Origin of the sequence: Pseudonocardia sp. Ae331_Ps2 (assembly GCF_001932405.1) — a bacterium.
In the GTDB taxonomy this organism is placed as follows: domain Bacteria; phylum Actinomycetota; class Actinomycetes; order Mycobacteriales; family Pseudonocardiaceae; genus Pseudonocardia.
This window is the reverse complement of record NZ_MCIM01000001.1, coordinates 1,809,814-1,832,033: the sequence shown is the minus strand read 5'-3', so window position 1 is coordinate 1,832,033 and position 22,220 is coordinate 1,809,814. Positions and strand designations below refer to the sequence as shown.

Sequence of the window (22,220 nt, the reverse complement as noted above, 5' to 3'; positions counted from 1 at the left end):
GGATGCGCCCATGGGCAACGGTGCTACCGAGTTCAGTGAGCTGACCGCGGCGTCGATCCGGCGGGTGCGCCGGCACACGCTCGGGGACCTGCTGCACCGGACGGCCGTCCGGTACCCGGGCAAGACCGCGGTCGTCGACGGTGAGACCCGCTGGACCTTCGCCGAGTTCGACGCCGCGGTGAACCGCTGCGCCGCCGCACTGGCCGGGCAGGGCCTGGTCAAGGGCGACCGGCTCGCGCTGCTGTCGCACAACTGCCGCCAGTTCGCGGTGCTCGTCTACGCCACCGCGCGGCTCGGCGTCGTGCTCGTGCCGATCAACTTCATGCTGAACGCCGAGGAGATCGCGTTCATCCTCGACCACTCCGGGGCGACGGCGTTCGTCGTCGAGGACGCGCTGGCCGCGACCGGGGAGAAGGCGCTCGCGCAGTCCTCGGAGCCGGCGTCGGTCCGGGCCTGGATCGGGCTGTCCGGGCAGGCGCCGACCGGGGACTGGGCCGACCTGGACGCCTGGATCGACGGTGACGGCGACCCCGGCGAGCCGGACGTGCACATCGCCGACGACGACCCGCTGCGCCTCATGTACACCTCCGGCACCGAGTCGCGGCCCAAGGGCGTCATGCTGCCCAGCCGATCGCTGATCGCCCAGTACGTGTCGTGCGTCGTCGACGGCGGCATGGAGCACGACGACGTCGAGCTGCACTCGCTGCCGCTCTACCACTGCGCGCAGCTGGACTGCTTCCTGTCCGTCGACGTCTACCTCGGCGCCACCAGCATCATCCTCCCGGCACCGGACCCGGCCCGGCTGCTGGAGACGATCGAGCGGGAGAAGGTCACCAAGCTCTTCTGCCCGCCGACGGTCTGGATCTCGCTGCTGCGCCACCCGGACTTCGACACCCGGGACCTGTCGAGCCTGCGCAAGGGCTACTACGGTGCCGCGGCGATGCCGGTCGAGGTGCTGCAGGAGCTGTCCCGGCGGCTCCCCGAGGTGCGGCTGTGGAACTTCTACGGCCAGACCGAGACCTCCCCGCTGGCCACCCTGCTCGGCCCGGACGAGCAGCTCAGCCACGCTGGGTCGGCCGGGCGGGCGTCGCTGAACGTCGAGACGCGCGTCGTCGACGACGAGGGCAACGAGGTCGGTCCGGGAGAGGTCGGCGAGATCGTGCACCGCAGCCCGCACGTGACGTTGGGGTACTACGAGAACGAGGAGAAGACCGCCGAGGCGTTCGCCGGTGGCTGGTTCCACTCCGGTGACCTGGGCGTGATGACCGCCGACGGGTACCTGTCCGTCGTCGACCGCAAGAAGGACATGATCAAGACCGGTGGGGAGAACGTCGCCTCCCGCGAGGTGGAGGAAGCGCTCTACCTGCTCGAGGGTGTCGCCGAGGTCGCCGTGTTCGGCGTCAGCCACCCGCACTGGATCGAGGCCGTCACCGCGGTCGTGGTGCCGAAGCAGGGCGTGACGCTGACCCGCGAGCAGGTCGACGCGCACGCCCGCGAGAAGCTCGCCGGCTACAAGCGGCCCAAGTACGTGGTGTTCGCCGACGCGCTGCCGAAGAACCCCAGCGGCAAGATCCTCAAGCGGGAGCTGCGCACCGAGCACGGCGAGATCGCGGCCCGGGAGGGCTGAGCGGGGCTCAGCCCTCCCGGCGCACGACGAACTCGGCCTCGACCTCGGCCCGGACGGTGATGTCGTCCGGGGCGAGGAGCGTGCCGAGAGCACCGTCGGCCTCGGCGAACCCGCCCGGCGCGGACATCGCGCGGGCACTGAAGCTCACCCCCACCGGCTGGTGCGCGCCGAGCATGCCCGTGTCGGCGACCGAGCGCGGCGCGACGGGGCCCAGGTCGAGGGCGTCGGCGTAGTCCTGGGCGCGCTCGACGGCCTGGCGCAGCGCGTCCTGGCGGGCCGACCGCTCGATCTCGCGGCGGTGCTCCCGAGCCAGGTCCCAGGAGATCCCCTGCACCTGCGCGCCGGCGAACCGGCCCACCCCGGACAGCCAGGCGCCGAGCCGGGCGACGTCGTCGAACTCCACCGACACCGACACCGACGCGTGGTGCACCGGCGGCTGCGGCCGGCCCTCGAACGACGGCTGCTCGACCCAGCTGCGGGCCTGGTCGACGACGTAGCGCCGGACCGGACCCGCGCCGGGGTCGTGCAGGGTGCGCACGTCGGCGACGAGCGCCGCGGTGCCCTGCTCGACCTCGGACCGCACCGCCGCGGCCTCGGGCCCCTGCGCCTCCACGACGACCTGCGCGGTACCCCGCTCGGCGGGGACCTGCCGCTCGTGCTCGCCCCGCACCCGGATCACGACGTCGCTCATGCCAGCTTCTCCCACAGGAATCCGTAGGCCAGTGCGGCCATCCTCGCGGCCTGCGCGTTGTCCGCGGCGCCGCCGTGCCCGCCCTCGATGTTCTCGTAGTAGGTGACGTCGTGGCCGGCGGCCTCCAGCGCGGCGGTGAACTTGCGGGCGTGGCCGGGGTGCACCCGGTCGTCGCGGGTGGAGGTCAGCAGGATCGTCGGTGGGTAGTCGGCGTCCGAGTCGATCAGGTGGTACGGCGAGAGCGTCCGGATGAACTCCCAGTCGTCGGTGTCCGGATCGCCGTACTCGGCCATCCAGGAGGCGCCGGCGAGCAGGTGGCTGTAGCGCTTCATGTCCAGCAGCGGCACCTGGATCACCACCGCACCGAACAGCTCGGGGTAGCGGACCAGCATGTTCCCCGCCATCAGTCCGCCGTTGCTGCCGCCCTGCACGGCGAGGTGCGCGCGTGAGGTGATGCCGCGGTCGATCAGGTCCCGTGCGACGGCGGCCATGTCCTCGTAGGCGCGCGGGCGCTTCTCCCGCAGCGCCGCGCTCCAGCCAGGACCGGCCGGTCGCGCCGGAGTAGCCGGGTGTCAGGGGGATCTCGAAGCCGCCGTAGCCGTAGAGCAGGGTCGGGGCGGAGCCGTCGAAGGGCAGGTCCGTGGGCCGGACCAGGAAGTAGGGGACGCGGGTGCCGTCGTCGCTGGTCACGAAGTGCTGCTCGATGACGTGGCGGGACGCGTCGAAGAACGCGGGCGCGCTGCGCAGCGGCCGGGGTGCCTCGCCGACCGTGGCGATCGACAGCGTCGAGGGGGTCAGGTAGTCGGTGACGATCAGCCAGACGTCGTCGCTCTCGTCGGCGTCGACCGCGGCGACCGTGACGCTCCCGAACTCCGGCGCCCCGACGAACGGTGACCGCTCCCAGCCCTGCTCGCCGGGAGTGAGCACGACGAGCCGGTCGACGACGTGTTCCAGCACGTCGAGCACGAGGTGGTGGTGGGTCCAGGTGTACCCGGCCAGCGAGGAGGAGTCGGTGGGTTCGAACAGCACCTCCCAGTCCGGGGTGCCGGTCAGGACGTCGTCGAAGCGGGCGGCGAGCAGCGAGCCCGCGGTGAACGACCCCCAGTCCTCGCGCAGCTCGACGGTGCACCACTCGCGGTGCACGTCGGTCGTCGCGGAGTCCGGGACGTCGATCTTGGTGAGGCTCCCGTCCGCGCCGATCAGGTGCAGCTCGTCGGCGTAGAAGGCCAGGGCCCGGCGCAGGAAGTCCCGCTCGAAGCCCGGGGTGTGGTCGCGGAACGCCGAGATGCTGAGGTCGGTCTCCTCGCCGGCGTAGACCAGCTCGGCGGACTCCAGGGCCTCGCCGCGGCGCAGCCGGCGCACCGTGCGCGGGTAGCCCGACGTCGTCATGGTGCCCGGACCGAGGTCGGTGGACAGGTAGACGGTGTCGCGGTCGATCCAGCTCATCCCGCCCTTCGCCTCGGGGCGGGAGAACCCGTCCTCGACGAAGGTGCGGGTCGGCAGGTCGAACTCGCGGGTGACGTCGGCGTCGGCGCCGCCGCGGGACAGGTCGACCAGGGCGCGGTCGAGGTCCGGGCGCAGGAACCGGGCGCCGTGCCAGACCCAGTTCTCGCCCTCGGCCTCGTTGAGCGCGTCGACGTCGAGCAGCACCTCCCACTCGGTGTCGGCGCTCCGGTAGGACTCCGGTGTGGTGCGCCGCCACAGGCCGCGCGGGTGCTGCTCGTCGGTCCAGAAGTTGTAGTAGTACCCGCCGCGGGCGGTGACGAACGGGATCCGGTCGCGGGAGTCGAGGACCTCGCGGATCCCCGACTCCAGCTCGGTGAACAGCGGGGTGCCGGTCAGTCGCGCCTCGGTGCGGGCGTTGCGCCGGGCCACCCACTCCAGGGCCTCGGTGCCGGTGACGTCCTCGAGCCAGGCGTGCGGGTCGTTCGTCATGGCCCGATCATCGCTCACACGAACGGTGCGACGGCGATCCCGGTCCGGGCGAGCTCGTCACGGACCCGCCGGGCGGTCGCGACGGCACCGGGGGAGTCGCCGTGCAGGCAGGCGGACTCGGCGCGGACGGCGACCTCGCTGCCGTCGACCGCGCGCACCGTCCCCGTCCCGACCATGCGGACGAGTCGTTCGGCCGCCTCCGTGGCGTCGTCGAGCAGTGCGCCCGGCTCGCCACGCGGGACGAGCCCGCCCTCGGGGGTGTAGCCGCGGTCGACGAAGAACTCGCCCACCGCGCGCAGCCCGGCGCGCTCGGCCTCCGCGAGCAGCGCGGACCCGGGCAGGCCGAGCACCGGCAGCGACGGGTCGTACGCCAGCACCGCCCGGACGACCGCGCGAGCCTGCGCGGTGTGCGTCCGCGTGGCGTTGTAGAGCGCGCCGTGCGGCTTGACGTAGCGGACCCGGGTGCCCGCGGCCCGGCACAGCGCCTCGAGCCCGCCGATCTGGTAGAGCACGTCGTCGGTCAGCGCGTCGGGCTCGATGTCGAGGAACCGGCGCCCGAACCCGCGCAGGTCCGGATAGGACACCTGCGCCCCGACGACGACCCCCGCCCCGGCAGCCCCCGCGGTCGTGCCCCGCAGCGTCGAGGGATCCCCGGCGTGGAACCCGCACGCGACGTTCGCCGAGGTGACGAGCCCGAGCATCGCCTCGTCGTCGCCGAGGGTCCACCGGCCCCAGGACTCGCCGAGGTCGGCGTTCAGGTCGATCGTGCTCACGGATGCGTCCTCGGGTCGGGTCGGGTCGGGGTCCAGTGTGACCGGGATCGGGTCGCCACGCCCGGACCGCCGCCGTCCGGGGCGCGCCCCGGACGGGCACGCGCCGGCGGCCTCCGAGCCTGCGGGGCGGTGGCCCCGCTCGGCGCCGCGCGGGGTGCTGGTTCTCCGAACTCGCTTACCCGGTAAGCGAGTTCGAAAGGAGGGTGCCGGCGGACCGGTTCGCGCCGGCACGGAGACGCGTCGCCCCGCCGGCACCCCTGTCGTGCGGCCCGGCACCGGCGCGAGGGTGGCGAGCAGCCCCTGTCCAGCTCAGTCGTCCCGCAGCGCGCCCGCCCGCACCAGGACGGCGGCCCGGTGTCCCACACGGACCCGTTCGAGAGGACGGACCCCCGGCGGCAACGCCACCGTCCGTCCACGTCCGACGGCCACGACCACGGCGTCCGGGCGGAGCACGGTCGCGACCGCGCGCAGGAACTCGACCCCGGGGGCCGGGGTGTCGGCGGCCGCGCCGGCGGGCCGGGTGGGGGCGGCGGCCCAGGTCGTCCGGATCCCGTGCGGCAGGTCGGCCAGGACGAGGTCCGGGCCGGCGTCGTCCGGGGACGCCTCGGCGAGGACACCGCGGACGGCGGCGGTGTCCCTGGCGTCGGCGACGGCGACCGACCAGGCCGGGGTGCTCGCCGGGACCAGGGTCCGGGCGGCGGTCGCGGCGTCGGCGTAGGACGGCTTGTCGTGCCGGGCGGCGAGGGCGTCGAGGTCCGCGGCGCGGGCGGCGAGACCGCCGGGGTCGAGCAGGGCGAGGTTGCGGCGGGCCAGGTCGAGCGGCTCGGGGTCGGCGTCGGTGCCCACCAGACGCGTGATGCCGGGCACGAGCAGGCCCAGCACGGTGAGGGTCACCCCGGCGCCGCAGCACGGGTCCCACACGGTGAGCGGCGCGTCGGCGGGCAGATGGGCGCGGGCGCGACCGGCGAGCTCGACGGTCAGGCGGACCGGGAGGGTCGGGCGGCCCGGTGCCGACGCCAGCACCGCGTCGAGCGCCGCATGGTTCGCGGCCGGGGCGTGGCGGTACTGCACCCGGGAAGTCCAGCAGCCCGCGGCCGCACCGGTTCCGGCGGGTGGCCGGTCAGCGGGTGCGGCGGTGCAGCCAGAACGCCACGCCGCCGACCAGCAGCGCGACGACCACCAGCGCGCCGACGACCTGCGGTCCGGCAGTCCCGGCCAGGTAGCTGAGCGGGAGCCCGGCCAGCGCGATGATCAGCACCCACGCCACCACCCGGCGGGTCGCGGGGCCCTCGGGGCCGGGTGTGTTCCGATCGTGCTCCATGTCCGGAACGTACCCGGCCACCTCCGGTGCTGCGGGATGCGGCTCAGCCGGTGTTCTTCATCCCGGCCGCGATCCCGTTGATGGTCAGGAGCAGGGCGCGCTCCAGGTCGGGGTCCGGGTCGTTCCCCGCGGCCCGGCGCTGGGCGAGCAGCTCGACCTGCAGGTGGTGCAGCGGCTCCAGGTAGGCGTCGCGCACCGACAGCGTGCCGCGCAGCACCGGGTGCCGGGCGAGCAGCTGGTCCTCGCCGGTCACCGCGAGCAGCTCGCGGCGGGTCAGCTCGTGCTCGGCGCGGATCTGCGCGAACAGTCCCTGCTGCTCCGGGTCGACCAGCGTCGCGACGTAGTTCGACGCGATCCGCAGGTCGGTCTTGGCCAGCGTCATCTCCACGTTGCCGATCAGGTTCCGGAAGAACGCCCACTCCCGCATCTCGGCCAGCTCCTCGGCGTAGCCCGCCTCGCGGGCCGCCCGCAGGCCCGAGCCCAGGCCGTACCAGCCGGGCACCACCATCCGGGTCTGCGTCCAGCCGAACACCCACGGGATCGCGCGCAGGTCGTCGAGCGTCGGCTCGCCCTGCCCCGGCCGCTTCGACGGCCGCGACCCGACGTTGAGCCGCCCCAGCTCCTCCACCGGCGTCGCCGCGGTGAAGAACAGCGGCAGGGCCGGGTCGTCGACGAGGGTCCGGTAGGTGGCGGTGGCGGCCTCCGACACGCAGTCCATGACCTCGTCCCAGCGCTTCAGGGTCTCGGCGGGTCAGCGGGACGCCTGGTGCAGCAGCGACGCGTCCAGCATCGACGCCAGCAGGATCTCCAGGTTGTCGTGCGCCAGGCTGGGCAGCGAGTACTTGTCGGAGATGACCTCGCCCTGCTCGGTGAGCTTCATCGTGGCGTCGACCGACCCGAACGGCGCCGACGCGATCGCCTCGCCGGCCGGACCGCCACCGCGCCCGACCGACCCGCCGCGGCCGTGGAACAGCCGCAGCCGCACCCCGTGCTCGGCGGCCACGTCACGCAGCTGGCGCTGGGCCCGGTGGATCTGCCATTGCGACGCGGTGATCCCTGCGCCCTTGTTGGAGTCGGAGTACCCCAGCATGATCTCCTGCAGGTCACCGCGGTTGCGGACCTGCTGGCGGTACCCCGGGTCCGACAGCAGCCCCTCCAGCAGCTCCCCGGCCCGGGACAGCTCCTCGACCGTCTCGAACAGCGGCACGAGGTCGATCGAGGAGCGCGGGTCGTCGCCGATCTCGACCATGTACGCCTCGCGGGCCAGCACGGCGACGGCGAGCAGGTCGTCGACGTCGCGGGCCATCGAGACGATGTAGGTCCGCACGACCTCCTCGCCGAACTCGTGCTGCAGCGCGTGCACCGTGTCGAACAGGTCCAGCACCGGTGCGGCGGCCTCGGGCACGCCGTAGTGGCGACGGAACAGCGGCCGCTTGTTCCGCAGCTCCGCCGACAGGAGCTCCCGCCGCTCGTCGCGGGTCAGCTCGGCGTAGGGCCGGTCCAGCTCGCCGAGTCCGTCGAACACCGCTCCGAGCGCGTCGTGGTGCTTCTGCGAGTGCTCGCGCACGTCCAGCTCGACCAGGTGCAGGCCCAGCGCGCGGGCCGAGCGGATCGCCCTGGCCAGGGTGCCACCGGCGATCCGGGCCCCGTGGTGGCCGCGCAGCGACCGGTCCACGACCAGCAGGTCCTCCAGGTAGCCGGCCGACCCCAGGTAGTCGACGCCCGCCTCGTGCGCGGCGCCGGTCGCGATCCGCCGGCGGGTGTTCTCCAACCGGGCCGCGACGTAGGACAGCTTGAGCCGGTACGGCTCGTGCGCGTTGAGCCGGATGAAGCGGTCGTGCACCGCGGGCAGCGCGCGCCGGTCCCGGGCCAGCGAGCCGCGCAGCTCCTCCGACACCCCCATCACCCGCGTCGACACCGACAGCTCGAAGACCAGCTTCTCCACCAGCGCGGTGTGGATCCGGATCGCCCGGTCGGCGTTGAGCTCCAGCACCTCACGGGTCACCGCCGGGGTGACGTTGGGGTTGCCGTCGCGGTCGCCGCCGACCCACGACCCCAGCACGAGCGGACGCGCGTCGGCGGGGATCTCCAGCCCGGCGTCGGCGGCCTCCCTGGCGAACTCGCCCAGCAGGTCCGGGACGGTCCGCTCGCCGAGCCGGGCCGCGAACCAGGCGACGTTGCGTGCCTCGTCGATCACCATCGGCTTGCCGGGGCGGATGTCGTCGGTCTGCCACAGCAGGTCGACCAGGGCGGCGAGCTCCTCGTCGGGCGCCCGGGCGTCGAGCGCGTCCACGACCCGGCGCAGGATGCCCAGCACCGACTGCCGGGTCGACTCGGTCGGGTGCGCGGTGAACACCGGGCGCAGCTCGGCCCTGGCCAGCACGTCGGCGACCTCGTCCGGGTCGGCCTCGGTCGCCAGGCGGCGCAGCACCGCCCGCAGCGGCCGCGCGTCGGCCGGCCGCAGCTCCCGCAGCTCCCGTGACCGGTGCAGCTGCTCGGCGACGTTGGCCAGCTGGGAGTACTGGGAGAACGCCCGCGCCAGCAGCACCGCGGTGCCGGTGTCGATCCCGTCGAGCAGGGCCGCGACGACGTCCGGCCCCGCCTCGCCGCGTGCGGAGTCCCGGGCCGCCCGTCGCACCTTCTCGACCAGCTCCAGGACCTCGGGACCGGCCTCGTCGGACAGCGTCCGACCGAGCATCGTGGACAACCGCCGGATGTCGGCGCGCAGCGCCTTCTGCTCACTCTCGCTGACGACGCCCGAGTGCGCGGCCAGCGAGTCGGGGGCGAGTGCGGTGGTCTCCGAGGGGCTCACGCAGGCTCTCCGGTTCTCCGCGCGGTGACGCGGTTCGGGACGGGCCGCTCGCGTCGTCGGGAACGGGGGTCGGGCCCCGGCATCGTCCCCCGCCGTCGTGGGGCGGGGCCATCTCTGGCGCCGCCCGTAACCGCGGGGAAACCTGATCTGCACGAAGTCGGACACATCCGCACGACATCGCACATCGCCACGGACACACTGTGTGCATGACCCGCTGGCTGCGTCGCACCCCCGGTGCCTCCCGTCCTCGCATCGAGTTCGGGGCCGACTACAACCCCGAGCAGTGGCCGCGCGCGGTGTGGGAGTCCGACGTCGCGCTCATGCGCGAGGCCGGGGTGACGATCGTGACCGTCGGCGTCTTCTCCTGGGCGCTGCTGCAGCCCGCACCGGACCGCTGGGACCTCGACTGGTTCGACGACGTGCTGGACCTGCTGCACGCGGGCGGGATCGCCGTCGACCTCGCGACGGCGACGGCCTCACCTCCGCCGTGGCTGCACCACCGGCACCCGGAGATCCTTGCTGTCGACGCCGATGGCCGGATCCTCGCCCCGGGCGGGCGCCAGCACCACCGCCCGACCTCCCCGGTGTTCCGCCGCCACGCACTCGCCCTGGTCCAGCGCCTCGCCCGCCGCTACGGCGACCATCCCGCGCTCGCCGCCTGGCACGTGTCCAACGAGCTGGGCTGCCACGACGTCCACGACCACTCCGAGGACGCGCAGCGCGCGTTCCGGGCCTGGCTGCAGCGCCGCTACGACGACCTCGACCGGCTCAACCAGGCCTGGGGCACCGCGTTCTGGTCCCAGCACTACGGCGAGTGGGACGAGATCGGCACCCCGCGCCGCACCGGCCCGGGCACCCACCCGAACCCGACCCAGCAGCTCGACTTCGCCCGCTTCTCCTCCGACGCCCTGCTCGACCACCTGCGTGCCGAGCGGGACCTGCTGCGCGAGCTCACCCCGGATGTGCCCGTGACGACCAACTTCATGGTGATGGGCGAGACGAACGGCATGGACTACGCGACGTGGGCGCCGCACGTCGACGTCGTCGCCAACGACCACTACGTGTTCCCCGGCCCGGAGGCCCGCGACGAGCTGTCGTTCTCGGCCAACCTCACCGGCAACCTCGCCGGCGGACACCCGTGGTGGCTGATGGAGCACTCGACGTCGGCGGTGAACTGGCAGCCGGTCAACCGCGCGAAGCGCCCCGGGGAGCTCGCCCGCGACGCGCTGACCCACCTCGCGCACGGCGCCGACGCGCTCTGCTTCTTCCAGTGGCGCCAGTCCGCGGCGGGCGCGGAGAAGTTCCACTCGGCGATGGTGCCGCACGCCGGGCCGGCCTCGGCGCTGTTCCGCGACGTCACCGCGCTCGGGGCGACACTGCGTGAGCTGGCCCCGGTCGCCGGAGCGCGGCGGATCCCGGCGCCGGCCGCGGTGCTGTGGGACTGGCCGTCGTGGTGGGCCGCCGAGCAGCCGTTCACCCCGACCACCGAGCTGCGCTACAAGGCCGAGGCGCTCGGCTGGTACCGGGCGTTCCTCGACGCCGGGGTCCGCGCCGACGTCGTGCCGGCCGACGCCGACCTGTCCGGCTACGGGCTGGTCGTCGCCCCGGTGCTGCACGTGGTCGGCCCGGACCGCGCGGCCGCGCTGACCGCCTACGTCGAGGCCGGCGGGCACCTGGTCGCCACCTACTTCTCGGGCACCGTCGACGACGACGCGCACGCCGTCCTCGGCGGCTACCCGGGCGCGCTGCGCGACCTGCTGGGCATCCGGGTCGAGGAGTTCGCCCCGCTCGACCCGGGCGCCGTCGTCGAGCTCGACGACGGCACCACCGGCGACCTGTGGAGCGAGGCCGTGCAGGTGGTGGACCCGGCCGTCGAGGTGCTCGCCCGCTGGACCGGCGGTGGCACCGACCCGGCCGCGGGTGACCTGGCCGGGCTGCCCGCGGTGACCCGTCGTCCGGTCGGGGACGGGTCGGCGACCTACGTCCCGACCCGGCTCGCCGACCGCGCCCCGCTGCTGCGACGCCTGCTGGCCGCCGCCGGGATCGGGTCCGAGCTGCCCGGCGAGCTGGTGGGACGGGTGGAGCTGGTCCGCCGCGAGGGGTTCCGGTTCGTCGTCAACCGGACCGACGCCCCCGTCGACCTGGGGCCGCTCGGCGCGGCGGAGGTGCTCGCCGGCCCGGCCGGAACCCTGCCTCCGCGCGGGGTGACCGTCCTCCGGGACTGAACCGCACGTTCCTGCCCCTGGGAGGGCGGAAACGTGCCTCTCGGCGGCAGCGTCAGCGGCAGGAGCAGGCCGCGGACGACCGGACGCCCCGCCGCGCGGGAGGCGTGGCGGGGCGTCCGGGTCGTACGAGGTGACGCGGGGTCAGCTCGCGTCGAGGTCCTGCTCCAGCAGCTCGGCCAGGGCGGCGACGGCGGCCTCGCCCTGCTCGTCGTCGGAGGAGGTCAGCACGACCTCCTCGCCGGACTGCACGCCCAGGCCCATCACGGACAGGATGGAGGCGGCGTCGACCGGTCCACGCTCACCGTCGGCGGTCCCGATCTGCACCTTCACCCCCTGCTCCTTGGCGGCGGTGACGAACAGGTTGGCGGGGCGGGCGTGCAGCCCGACGGACGACCCCACCTTCACGCGGCGCTCGGCCATGTCGGTGTTCCTCTCGATGTGGGTGGTGGGTGTCAGCCGGCGACCGGCGCGGCGGCCGGGGCGGCGGCGGGCTGCTCGACGGCGGCCGGGGCCGGGGTGCGGCGGGCCGACTTCAGGCCGACGACCAGGGCGGCGGAGACCAGGGTGCCCGCGACGATCGCCAGCAGGTAGGCGAACGGGTTGCCGATCAGCGGGACCACGAAGATGCCGCCGTGCGGGGCGCGCAGCGTCGCGCCGAAGGCCATCGACAGCGAGCCCGCGACCGCGGACCCGGCCATCAGCGACGGGATGACCCGCAGCGGGTCGCCCGCGGCGAACGGGATCGCGCCCTCGGTGATGAACGAGGCGCCCAGCAGCCAGGCGGCGCGGCCGTTCTCCTGCTCGACCTTCGTGAACAGGTTCTTGCGGACGGTCGTGGCCAGGGCCAGCGCCAGCGGCGGGGTCATGCCGGCCGCCATCACCGCGGCCATGATCATCAGCGCGGTCTCCGACCCGGTGGACAGCCCGGCGACGGCGAAGGCGTAGGCGGCCTTGTTGACCGGACCACCCATGTCGAAGGCCATCATCAGGCCGAGCAGGGCGCCGAGCAGGATCGCGTTGGTGCCCGACAGACCGTTGAGCCAGTTGGTCAGGCCGGTCGTGGCGGCCGCGAGCGGCGTGCCGACGACCAGGAACATGATCGCGCCGACGACGGCGGTGCCGATCAGCGGCAGCACCAGCACCGGCATGATCCCGGCCAGGGCGCGCGGCGGCTGCCACAGCTTGAGGCCGTAGACGACCGCACCGGCGAGCAGGCCGGCGACCAGGCCGCCGAGGAACCCGGCATGGGTCTGGACGGCGATCATGCCGCCGACGAAGCCGGGCACCAGTGCCGGGCGGTCGGCGATGGCGTAGGCGATGAAGCCGGCCAGGACCGGGACGAGGAAGCCGAACGCCAGGCCGCCGACCTGGAAGAACAGCGCGGCCCAGGACTGCACCGCACCCGGGTCGAACACGACCGAGGCGACGCCGTTGTCGTCGAAGGAGACGACGTCGGGGGCCTCGTTGATCTGGTAGCCGCCGAGCGCGAAGCCCAGCGCGATCAGCAGACCGCCGGCCGCGACGAACGGGATGACGTAGGAGACACCGGTCATCAGCCAGCCGCGGAGCTTGGAACCGAAGCCCGAGCCGAAGTTCTTGGTGTCCAGGTCGGACCCGTCGCGCTGGGCCGGGACGGCGGCCGCGGCCGAGCCCTTCGGCTGCGCGGTGGCCTTCGCGACGGCCTGCTCGATCAGGCCCGGCGCGCCGCCGATGGCCTTCTTGACCGGGGAGGTGACCGTCGGCAGGTGCGCGAAGCGCTCCTTGTCCCGCACCTCGACGTCGGCGGCGAGGATGATCGCCTCGGCCTCGTCGAGCTGGGCCTGGGTGAAGGGTGTCGAGCCCGCCGAACCCTGGGTCTCGACGACGATCTCGTGCCCCGCCTCCTCGGCGGCGACCTCGAGGGCTTCGGCGGCCATGTAGGTGTGGGCGATGCCCGTCGGGCACGCGGTGACGGCGAGGAGCTTCATGCTCCCACCTCCTGCTGGATGAAGGTCGCGACGGCGGCCGGGTCGGTGGCGTTGCGGAGCTCGTTCTTGAACGAGGCACGGACCAGGCGACGGGCCAGCGCGGCGAGCACCGTCATGTGGTCGGTGTTCCCGCCCTCCGGGGCGGCGATCATGAAGATGAGGTCGGCGGGGCCGTCCTCGGCGCCGAAGTCGACACCCGACGGAGCCCGGCCGAAGGCCAGGGTCGGCTCGGTGACGGCCGCGGAGCGGCAGTGCGGGATGCCGATGCCGCCCTCCAGGCCGGTTGGCATCTGTGCCTCGCGGGCCTCGATGTCGGCGAGGAAGGTGTCCAGGTCGGTGACCCGGCCCGCCCGCACGAGGCGCTCGGCGAGGGCGGTGACGGCGGTCTTCCTGTCGGCCGACGGCACGTCGAGGTCGACCAGATCAGCGGTGATCAGTGCGGTCATGCGGCATCTCCGGTGAGAGCGAGGGTGACGTCCGGCGTGGGTGCCAGTTCGACGTCGTCGATTCGGATGTCGGCCGGACCCGGCGTGGCGGAGCCGGGCAGTCGGCAGGCGGCGGCGCCGTAGGCCACGGCGTGGCGCAGGGCGTCGGGTCCCTCCCCGCCCGCAGCCAGGAACCCGGCCAGGGTGGAGTCACCGGCGCCCACCGTGCTGAGCACGGTGATCGGAGGGGTCCGGGCGTGGTACTCGCCGGACCGGTCGACCAGCAGGGCGCCACCGGCGCCCAGGCTGACCAGGACCGCGCCGATCCCGCGGGCACGCAGCTCGCGGGCGGCCAGCAGCACGTCGCCGAGGCTGCCCAGCGGGCGCCCGACGAGCTCGGCCAGCTCGGCGTGGTTGGGCTTCACGAGGTCGGGGGCCGCCGTGACGGCGTGGTGCAGCGGCGCGTCCGAGGTGTCGACGGCGATCCGCAGGCCGGGCCGGCGGCAGCGCCGGACCAGCTCCGCGTAGAAGTCGTCGCGCACACCGGAGGGCAGCGAGCCGCAGCCCACCAGCCAGGTCGCGCCCGCGCCGAGCGCGCAGGCCCGGTCCATCAGGGCCTCGACCTCGTCGGCGGACAGGTGCGGACCCCGCTCGTTGATCTTCGTGGTGACGCCGTCCGGCTCGACCAGGGTGATGTTCACCCGGGTGGCCTCGGTGATCGGCACCGCGACGGTCGTGACGTCGGTCGGCTCCAGCAGCGCGGCCAGCCGCTCGCCGGGCGTGGCACCCGACGGCATCAGGGCCACCGTGCGGTGCCCGGCCGAGGCCAGGGCGCGGGCGACGTTGACGCCCTTGCCACCGGGGTCGATCCGGACCGATCCGGCCCGGTGGACCTCGCCGCGCACCAGGTGCGGCAGCGCGATGGTCCGGTCCAGGCTCGGGTTCGGGGTGACCGTCACGAACATCCGCGGAGCGGGGACGGAACGGGGTGTCATGCGCGTACCACCTTGGGGCCGGCGGCCTCGAGCACGGCGGCGTCCGCCGCGGCGAGGCCGGTGTCGGTGATCAGCGTGTCGACCTCGGCCAGCGTGCCGAAGCGGACGAACTGGTCGGAGCCGAACTTGCTGGCGTCGGCGAGGACGACGGTGCGGCGCGCGGCGCGCAGCATCGCCCGCTTGGTCGCGCCCTCGCCCGTGTCGGGTGTGGTGAGGCCGCGGGCCACGGAGAAGCCGTTGGTCCCGAGGAAGGCGACGTCGATCGTCAGACCGGCCAGCACCTCCGTGCCCCAGTCGTCGACGGTGGCCAGCGTCGTCCCGCGGACCCGGCCGCCGAGCAGCCGCAGGTCCACGTTCGGACGTCCGGCCAGCGAGGACGCGATCGGCAGCGAGTTGGTGACGACGGTGACGTCGCGTTCGCGGGGCAGCGTGCTCGCGAGCCGGGAGGTCGTGGTCCCGGCGTCGAGCAGGACGGTCGCGGCGGTGCCCAGTTCGGCGAGTGCGGCCTTGGCGATCCGCTCCTTCTCCGCGCCGAACTGGCTGTCGCGCTGGCCGACCCCGGGCTCGAAGTTCAGCAGGTCCGACGGGATCGCCCCGCCGTGCACCCGGCGGACGAGCCCCTGGCGCTCCAGGGCCCCGAGGTCCCGGCGGATCGTCTCGGGGGTGACATCGAGCTCCTCGGCGACGGCGGCCACGTCGACCCGGCCCCGGTCCCGGGTCCGGTCGAGCAGCCACTGCTGACGCTCCGCTGCGTACATCTTTGTTCGCTCCCGCTTCGATGCTTGCTTGTGTCTGAGTATGTGGGTTTGACTGTGTTTGTCAACGGGTCACGCCGACGTAACCCCGGGAGCCACTCCATGCCGAGCACGACCGCCCTCACCGGAATCCCTGCCAGCCCCGGCCGCGCCGGCGGCCGCGTCGTCCGCGTCGCCGAGCCGCCGGGTGAGCCGGCCGCCGGTCCCGCCCCGGCCGACGCCGCCGCCGAGGCCGCGCGGATCGCGCCGGCCGTCGAGCTGGTCTCGCAGCGCCTGACCGCACGCGCCGCGACCGTCACCGGCGACGCGAAGGAGGTGCTGGAGGCGACCGTGTCGATGGTCGGGGACCCCACGTTGCTAGAGAACGCGGAGAACCTGGTGACCGGGCAGGGCCGGCCCGCCGCGCGTGCGGTGTGGGAGGCGGCGAACGCCTTCGCCGAGATGCTGTCGTCGATGGGCGGCTACATGGCCGAGCGCGCCCGCGACATCCACGACGTGCGGGACCGCATCGTCGCCGAGCTGCTGGGGCTGCCCGCACCGGGCGTGGCCGACCTGGACGCGCCCGCCGTGCTCGTCGCGACCGACCTGGCCCCGGCCGACACCGCCGGGCTGAAGCCAGGAGTCGCGCTCGCCCTGGTCACCGAGCAGGGCGGCCCGACCAGCCACACCGCGATCCTCGCGCGCTCGCTGGGGATCCCCGCGGTCGTCGGCTGCGCGGGCGCGGCCGGGATCGCCGAGGGCGCCGCACTGACCGTCGACGGCGGGACCGGCGAGGTCGTCGAGGTCGCCACCCTGGACGAGGCGACCGCGTTCGCCGCCGCCGCCTCGGTCACTGCCGAGTGGGACGGCGTCGGCCGCACCGCCGACGGCATGGTCGTGCCGGTCCTGGCCAACGTCGGCGACGGCCCCGGCGCGGTGAAGGCCGCGGACGCCCGCGCCGAGGGCGTCGGTCTGTTCCGCACCGAGCTCGCGTTCCTCTCCGCGGCCGACGAGCCGACCGAGGCCGCCCAGCGCGAGGTCTACACCGCGGTGCTGTCCGCGTTCGCCGGCAGGCCGGTCACCGCCCGCACCCTCGACGCCGGCGCGGACAAGCCGCTGCCGTTCCTGTCGCTCGACGGCGAGCCCAACCCCGCCCTCGGCGTGCGTGGTCTGCGGATCGCCCGCGTCCCCGGCAACGGCGACGGCGTGCTGGATCGCCAGCTCGCCGCGCTCGCCGCCGCGGCGAAGGAGACCGACGTCGAGCTCAAGGTGATGGCACCGATGGTCGCCACCGCCGAGGAGGCGCGCTGGTTCGTGGAGCGCTGCCGGGCGCACGGGATCACCCAGGCCGGCGTGATGATCGAGATCCCGGCCGCGGTGCTCACCGCCGACGAGATCATGGCCGAGGTCGACTTCGTCTCGGTCGGCACCAACGACCTGGCCCAGTACCTGTTCGCCGCGGACCGCCAGTCCGGTCCGGTGGCCGCGCTCAACGACCCGTGGCAGCCGGCGCTGCTGCGGCTGATCGGGCTGCTCGGCGAGGCCTCGGCGCGCACCGGTACCCCGGTCGGGGTGTGCGGCGAGGCCGCGGCCGACCCGGGACTCGCCGCGGTGCTGGTGGGGCTCGGCGTCGCGAGCCTGTCGATGGGCTCGGGGGCGCTCGCCGCGGTCGGGGCGACCCTCGCCGGGCTGACGGTGGAGCAGTGCCGGGAGCGGGCCAGGGCGGCCTGCGCCGCGGCCGACCCGATCGCGGCCCGCCGGGCCGTCGCCGCCCTCGACGGCTGAGGTCCCCGTTCGCCCTGGGCGGAGCTGCCCAGGGCAGAACCGGGCGCGGACCGGGCCGTCCTCCGGCCACGGTGGGGTCATGAGCGACTCACCACGCACCCCACGCTTCGACGACCGGGCCCGCCGTGACCTCTACGACCAGCGGGTCGTCGTGCTCGACGGCCCCCTCGACGACGACAACGGCACTCTGCTCGCCACCCAGGTCGTGGCACTGGCCGCCCGCGACCCGGACGCCGACATCGCCTTCTGGATCCACTCGCCCGGCGGGTCGGTGCCGGCGATGCTGGCGCTGCGGGACCTGTTCCGGCTGGTGCCCTGCGACGTGTCGACGCTCGTGCTCGGCATCGCCTACAGCGCCGGGCAGTTCCTGCTCTCGGCGGGCACGCCGGGCAAGCGGCGCGCGCTGCCGCACTCGCGGGTGCTGATGCACCAGGGCTCGTCGGGGATCGGCGGGACCGCCGTCGACATCGAGCTGCAGGCCGACGACCTGCGCCACACCCGGGACACGGTGCTCGGCCTGATCGCTCAGGACACCGGACAGCCGGTCGACCGGATCTTCACCGACTCGCTGCACGACCGCTGGTACTCGGCGACCGAGGCGCTCGACTACGGCTTCGTCGACGCCGTCGTGGACTCCTTCGACCAGGTGGTGCCGCGCCGTGGTGCGGTCCCGACCGGCTTCGGCGTGGGGCGGTGACGGCGATGAGCACCTACACGATCCCGAACGTCATCGCCCGCACCCCGAGCGGCGAGCGGGTCCTCGACGTCTACTCCCACCTGCTCACCGAGCGTGTCGTCTACCTGGGCACCGAGATCGACGCGGGCGTCGCGAACGCGTTGATCGCCCAGCTGCTGTTCCTCGAGGCCGACGACCCCGACCGCGAGGTGCAGCTCTACGTCAACTGCGGGGGCGGGGACCCCAGCGCGATGCTCGGCATCTACGACACGCTGCGCCACGTCCGCTGCCCGGTCGCGACGACGTGCGTCGGCCAGGCCGTGTCGGTGGGCGCGGTGCTGCTCGCCGCCGGGACCGAGGGCCGCCGGGGCGCGTTGCCGCACGCCCGGGTCGTGCTGCACCAGCCCGCGGCGCAGGGCCGCGGGTCCATCCCGGACCTCATCCTGCAGGCCGACGAGCTGGTCCGGATCCGCGCCGACATCGAGGAGATCCTGGCCCGCCACACCGGGCAGACCGTGGAACGGCTGCGTGCCGACACCGACCACGACCGGGTGTTCACCGCGGCTGCGGCGCGCGACTACGGCCTGCTCGACACGGTGCTCGAGCCGCAGCCGCCGCGGACCCGGGAACGCCGGTGAGGGTCAGGCGGCGAGCGCGTAGGCGCACTGCGGCCCGCGGGGTCGCGGCGCGGCCGCCAGACCGTCGGCGACGCCGCGGGTCAGCCCGGCCAGGTCGGTCCCGAGCGCCCCGGCGACGGCGGCGATCATCTCGCTGGAGGGCTCCTTGCGGCCCCGCTCCACCTCCGAGAGGTACTGCGGTGACACCCCGGCGCGCCCGGCCGTCGCGTGCAGGGTCTCGCCGCGGACGTGCCGGCGTCGTCGCAGCTCGCGGCCGAGTGCGTGCCGCCAGAGGGGTTCGCTCATGGGGGCACGGTAGGGCCGGACGGTCCCCGTCGTCCCCGGGTTCCGCCCACAGCGGAACCCGGGGACGGGCGGTCAGGCCTTCAGGAAGTCGAGCAGGGCGGCGTTGAACTCCTCGGGGTGGGTGGCGTTGAGGCCGTGCGGGCCACCCTCGATCAGCACGAGCTGCGCGCCCTTGATCGACTCGTGGGAGCGCTTGCCGGACACCTCGAACGGGACGATCGCGTCGGCGTCGCCGTGGATGACCAGGGTCGGGATGCCGGCGTCGGAGACCTTCTGCACGTCGCCGCGGAAGTCGGTGCGCCCGAACGCGGCGATGCAGTCCAGGGTGCCCTTCGGCGACGCGAACTCGGCGATCGTGCGGTGGTGGACCCGGCTCGGCTCGCTGATCAGGTCGGTGCGGTCACCCGCGGCGAAGAAGTTCGTCGTGAACCCGTCCAGGAAGGCGATCCGGTCGCCGGTCACACCACCCTGGAACTGCTCGATGGTGGCGTCGTCGAGGCCGCCGTCGGGGTTGTCGTCGGACTTGTACAGGTACGGCGGGACGGCCGCGGCCAGCACGGCGCGGGCGACCCGGTCGGTGCCGTGCTTCGCGATGTAGCGGACGACCTCGCCGCCGCCCATGGAGAACCCGACGAGGGTGGCCTCGCGCAGGTCGAGGTGCACGAGCAGGGCGTGCAGGTCGTCGGCGAAGGTGTCGTAGTCGTAGCCGTCCCAGGGCTGCGAGGACTGCCCGAAGCCGCGACGGTCGTAGGTGACGACCCGATGGCCGGCCTCGACCAGGGCCGGGACCTGCTTCTCCCAGGAGCGGCCGGAGAGCGGCCAGCCGTGGATCAGCACGACGGGCGCACCGGACCCCTGGTCGGTGTAGTGCAGCTCGAGCGGGCTGCCGCTCTCGGTGCCGATGCTGAGCTGGGGCATGGGGCCCTCCCTGGGAGATCGGTTGTGTGCAACCGAAAGCCTACGCCTCCCCGGCGAGGAGTCATCACTCGACGGTGTCGACCTGCCCGAGCACGCGCTCCAGCACGGCGCGGACCGTCGCGTCCTCCACCGTGTAGTAGACGTAGGTCCCCTCGCGCCGGTTCTCCACCAGGCCCGAGAGCCGCAGCTTCGACAGGTGCTGGCTCACCGCGGTGGGGGCGTCGCCGACCAGGTCGGCCAGGCAGGCCACCGAGGACTCGCCCTGCATCAGTGCCCAGAGGATCTTGACCCGGGTCGGGTCGGAGAGCATGCGCATCGCGTCCGCCACCCGGCGGACCTCGTCCTCGGGCGGCATCGCGAAGCCGGGAATGGACTCGTGCACGCCGCCGAGAATACCTGCGTGACTGCGCGGATGGTCCACCGTCTCAGCATCTGGATGGCTGACTGCGTATCTTCGTGTATGCGCAGATGCGGTTCCACGCATGCGATCCGCTCTCACCCTTCCCGAGGTCCGCTGGGCCGGGGCCGCCCTGCTGGCCTTCCTGGCCGCGCTCGGGGCCGACCTGCTCGGCGCTCCGTCCGCGGTGGTCGTCGGCCTGTACCTGGCCTGCTACGTCCTCGGCGGCTGGGAGCCCGCGCTCGAGGGCCTGTGTGCGCTCGGGGAGAAGCGGCTCGACGTCGACCTGCTGATGATCGTCGCCGCGGTCGCGGCGGCGGCGATCGGACAGTGGTTCGACGGCGGCCTGCTCATCGTCATCTTCGCGACGTCCGGGGCGCTGGAGTCGGTCATGACCGCCCGTACCCGGGCCAGCATCGACGCGCTGCTCGACCTCGCCCCGGAGAAGGCCGTCGTCGTCGACGACGACGGTGCCGAGCACACCGTCCCGGCGGCCGGGCTCGTCGCGGGACAGGTCGTCGTCGTCCGTCCCGGGGAGCGGATCCCCGGCGACGGCACCGTGCTCGACGGTGTGTCGGAGGTCGACACCTCCGCGCTGACCGGGGAGCCGGTCCCGGCCCGCACCGGCCCCGGCGACGCGGTGCTCGCTGGCACCGTGAACGGCACCGGCGTGCTGCGGGTGCGGGTCTCGCGGGACGCGGCGGACACCGTCGTCGCGGGGGTCGCGGCGCAGGTCGAGCGGGCCGCGGAGACCAAGGCGGGCCGCCAGCTGTTCATCGAGCGCGTCGAGCAGCGCTACTCGGTGCTGGTCGTCGCGGGGACGGTGCTGCTGCTCACCGTGCCGCTGCTGCTCGGTGCCCCGTTCACCGAGACACTGCTCCGCGCGATCGTCTTCATGATCGTGGCCTCGCCGTGCGCGATCGTGCTCGCGACGATGCCGCCGCTGCTCGCCGCGGTCGCGGTGTCCGGCCGGCGCGGAACGCTGGTCAAGGACGTCACCGTGCTGGAGGCGCTCGCCGAGGTCGACACCGTGGTGCTGGACAAGACCGGCACGCTGACCTCCGGCCGCCCGCAGGTGGTGTCGGTGACCCCGCTGGGGTCCCGGTCCGCCGACGAGCTGCTCGCCCTGGCCGGGGCCGCCGAGGCCGGCAGTGAGCACGTGCTGGGCCGGGCGGTCCGCGCGCACGCCATGGAACGCGGCCTGCGGCTGCCACGGGCCGAAGGGTTCACCGCGGTCCCGGGCGAGGGGGTGCGGGCGGTCGTCGACGGGCGGAGCATCGCCGTCGGGCGCCCGGAGCTGGCCGGCGACGTCGAGGTCCCGGGGGTCGCGGCGCTGCAGGAGGCGGGGCGGACCGCCGTCGTGGTGCTGGTGGACGGCGAGCCCGCCGGGGTGCTCGGGCTGTCCGACGAGCCGCGCCCGGGTGCCGCGGACGCGCTGGCCGCGCTGCGCCGGGAGGTCGGCGGCGAGCCGCAGGTGCTCACCGGCGACGCCGAGCGCCCGGCCCGGGTGCTCGCCGGCCGGCTCGGCCTGACCCGGGTCCGGGCCGGGCTGCTGCCCGACGGCAAGGTCGAGGTCGTCCGCGCCGAGCAGGCGAAGGGTCGCCGAGTGCTCGCCGCGGGTGACGGCATCAACGACGCACCGCTGCTCGCCTCGGCCGACGTCGGGCTCGTCGTCTCCGAGGGGGCGGGGGCGCTGTCCCTGGAGGCCGCCGACGGCGTGCTCACCCGGGATCCGCTCGGCTCGCTCGCGCCGCTGGTGGTGCTGGCCCGGCGGGCACGGCGGATCGCGCGGGCGAACCTGGCCTTCGCCGCCACGGTGATCGTCGTCCTGGTCGGGTGGGACCTGGTGGGGACGTTGCCCCTGGTCGTCGGCGTCGCCGGGCACGAGCTGTCCACGGTGCTGGTGTGCCTGAACGGGCTGCGGCTGCTCGTCGTCGCGCGCCGGGAGGACCGGCGGGCCCGGTCCGCCGTCGCGCCGGCCGTGCCGGTCGAGCGGGAGCGCGTCGGCGTCTGAGG

At 74.3% G+C, this 22,220-nt stretch carries 18 protein-coding genes and 2 pseudogenes; 6 read left to right on the top strand and 14 right to left on the bottom strand.

Translation table 11 applies throughout. From position 1 onward, the window contains the following. Positions 1 to 10: 10 nt before the first annotated feature. Positions 11 to 1,627, top strand: a complete 1,617-nt coding sequence (locus tag Ae331Ps2_RS08670) for an acyl-CoA synthetase (protein ID WP_075309611.1) — start codon at positions 11 to 13, stop codon at positions 1,625 to 1,627. Positions 1,628 to 1,634: 7 nt separating this feature from the next. Here the strand turns inward: Ae331Ps2_RS08670 and Ae331Ps2_RS08665 are convergent, their stop codons facing one another. The 6 genes and pseudogenes from Ae331Ps2_RS08665 to ppc all read right to left on the bottom strand — a co-directional run bounded on the left by Ae331Ps2_RS08665 (position 1,635) and on the right by ppc (position 9,159). Then, on the bottom strand, positions 1,635 to 2,318 hold the full coding sequence (locus Ae331Ps2_RS08665; protein WP_075309613.1) for an SIMPL domain-containing protein: 684 nt from the start codon (positions 2,316 to 2,318) through the stop codon (positions 1,635 to 1,637). Continuing rightward, a pseudogene (locus Ae331Ps2_RS08660) lies at positions 2,315 to 4,253 on the bottom strand (prolyl oligopeptidase family protein). The gene Ae331Ps2_RS08665 and the pseudogene Ae331Ps2_RS08660 overlap by 4 nt, the downstream one beginning before the upstream one ends. A 14-nt stretch (positions 4,254 to 4,267) precedes the next feature. Next, on the bottom strand, positions 4,268 to 5,026 hold the full coding sequence (locus tag Ae331Ps2_RS08655) for a LamB/YcsF family protein (protein ID WP_075309615.1): 759 nt from the start codon (positions 5,024 to 5,026) through the stop codon (positions 4,268 to 4,270). A gap of 309 nt (positions 5,027 to 5,335) precedes the next feature. Then, positions 5,336 to 6,097 (bottom strand): hypothetical protein, encoded by a 762-nt coding sequence (locus tag Ae331Ps2_RS08650; RefSeq protein ID WP_075309617.1) that lies wholly within the window; start codon positions 6,095 to 6,097, stop codon positions 5,336 to 5,338. 49 nt (positions 6,098 to 6,146) lie between these two features. Further along, positions 6,147 to 6,347 (bottom strand): hypothetical protein, encoded by a 201-nt coding sequence (locus Ae331Ps2_RS08645; RefSeq protein ID WP_075309619.1) that lies wholly within the window; start codon positions 6,345 to 6,347, stop codon positions 6,147 to 6,149. A gap of 43 nt (positions 6,348 to 6,390) precedes the next feature. Beyond that, positions 6,391 to 9,159: pseudogene (gene ppc / locus Ae331Ps2_RS08640) on the bottom strand (phosphoenolpyruvate carboxylase). Positions 9,160 to 9,365: 206 nt separating this feature from the next. On the opposite strand from ppc, the gene Ae331Ps2_RS08635 reads away from it, so the two are divergent. Then, positions 9,366 to 11,384 (top strand): beta-galactosidase, encoded by a 2,019-nt coding sequence (locus Ae331Ps2_RS08635; protein WP_075309621.1) that lies wholly within the window; start codon positions 9,366 to 9,368, stop codon positions 11,382 to 11,384. Between the two features lie 141 nt (positions 11,385 to 11,525). On the opposite strand, the gene Ae331Ps2_RS08630 is transcribed toward Ae331Ps2_RS08635, so the two are convergent. The 5 genes from Ae331Ps2_RS08630 to Ae331Ps2_RS08610 are packed head-to-tail and all read right to left on the bottom strand — an operon-like array spanning position 11,526 to position 15,529. After that, the gene (locus Ae331Ps2_RS08630; RefSeq protein WP_020621690.1) at positions 11,526 to 11,804 is read right to left on the bottom strand and encodes an HPr family phosphocarrier protein; all 279 of its coding nucleotides are present in this window, start codon (positions 11,802 to 11,804) and stop codon (positions 11,526 to 11,528) included. A 32-nt stretch (positions 11,805 to 11,836) separates the two neighbouring features. Further along, positions 11,837 to 13,351, bottom strand: a complete 1,515-nt coding sequence (locus Ae331Ps2_RS08625; RefSeq protein WP_020621689.1) for a PTS fructose transporter subunit IIC — start codon at positions 13,349 to 13,351, stop codon at positions 11,837 to 11,839. Beyond that, positions 13,348 to 13,797, bottom strand: a complete 450-nt coding sequence (locus Ae331Ps2_RS08620; RefSeq protein ID WP_060714010.1) for a PTS sugar transporter subunit IIA — start codon at positions 13,795 to 13,797, stop codon at positions 13,348 to 13,350. The genes Ae331Ps2_RS08625 and Ae331Ps2_RS08620 overlap by 4 nt, the downstream gene beginning before the upstream one ends. After that, a complete protein-coding gene (gene pfkB, locus Ae331Ps2_RS08615; protein ID WP_020621687.1) occupies positions 13,794 to 14,741 on the bottom strand; it encodes a 1-phosphofructokinase in 948 nt (315 codons plus the stop codon). Before pfkB ends, Ae331Ps2_RS08620 begins: the two co-directional genes overlap by 4 nt. A 26-nt stretch (positions 14,742 to 14,767) precedes the next feature. Further along, on the bottom strand, positions 14,768 to 15,529 hold the full coding sequence (locus Ae331Ps2_RS08610; protein WP_020621686.1) for a DeoR/GlpR family DNA-binding transcription regulator: 762 nt from the start codon (positions 15,527 to 15,529) through the stop codon (positions 14,768 to 14,770). A gap of 99 nt (positions 15,530 to 15,628) precedes the next feature. On the opposite strand from Ae331Ps2_RS08610, the gene Ae331Ps2_RS08605 reads away from it, so the two are divergent. The 3 genes from Ae331Ps2_RS08605 to Ae331Ps2_RS08595 all read left to right on the top strand — a co-directional run bounded on the left by Ae331Ps2_RS08605 (position 15,629) and on the right by Ae331Ps2_RS08595 (position 18,604). Continuing rightward, on the top strand, positions 15,629 to 17,290 hold the full coding sequence (locus Ae331Ps2_RS08605; protein ID WP_075309623.1) for a putative PEP-binding protein: 1,662 nt from the start codon (positions 15,629 to 15,631) through the stop codon (positions 17,288 to 17,290). A gap of 79 nt (positions 17,291 to 17,369) precedes the next feature. Further along, positions 17,370 to 17,987 (top strand): ClpP family protease, encoded by a 618-nt coding sequence (locus Ae331Ps2_RS08600; RefSeq protein WP_075309625.1) that lies wholly within the window; start codon positions 17,370 to 17,372, stop codon positions 17,985 to 17,987. A gap of 5 nt (positions 17,988 to 17,992) precedes the next feature. After that, a complete protein-coding gene (locus Ae331Ps2_RS08595; RefSeq protein WP_075312677.1) occupies positions 17,993 to 18,604 on the top strand; it encodes a ClpP family protease in 612 nt (203 codons plus the stop codon). A gap of 3 nt (positions 18,605 to 18,607) precedes the next feature. On the opposite strand, the gene Ae331Ps2_RS08590 is transcribed toward Ae331Ps2_RS08595, so the two are convergent. The 3 genes from Ae331Ps2_RS08590 to Ae331Ps2_RS08580 form a co-directional block, all read right to left on the bottom strand. Then, complete coding sequence (locus Ae331Ps2_RS08590; RefSeq protein WP_075309627.1) at positions 18,608 to 18,889, bottom strand: helix-turn-helix domain-containing protein; 282 nt, start codon at positions 18,887 to 18,889, stop codon at positions 18,608 to 18,610. A 72-nt stretch (positions 18,890 to 18,961) separates the two neighbouring features. Then, positions 18,962 to 19,807: an alpha/beta fold hydrolase gene (locus Ae331Ps2_RS08585; RefSeq protein WP_020623406.1), complete on the bottom strand. Its 846-nt coding sequence runs from the start codon at positions 19,805 to 19,807 to the stop codon at positions 18,962 to 18,964. Between the two features lie 64 nt (positions 19,808 to 19,871). Further along, positions 19,872 to 20,189, bottom strand: a complete 318-nt coding sequence (locus tag Ae331Ps2_RS08580; RefSeq protein WP_075309629.1) for a metalloregulator ArsR/SmtB family transcription factor — start codon at positions 20,187 to 20,189, stop codon at positions 19,872 to 19,874. Positions 20,190 to 20,289: 100 nt separating this feature from the next. On the opposite strand from Ae331Ps2_RS08580, the gene Ae331Ps2_RS08575 reads away from it, so the two are divergent. Next, positions 20,290 to 22,218, top strand: a complete 1,929-nt coding sequence (locus tag Ae331Ps2_RS08575) for a heavy metal translocating P-type ATPase (RefSeq protein ID WP_083695364.1) — start codon at positions 20,290 to 20,292, stop codon at positions 22,216 to 22,218. The last annotated feature ends 2 nt before the right edge of the window (positions 22,219 to 22,220 follow it).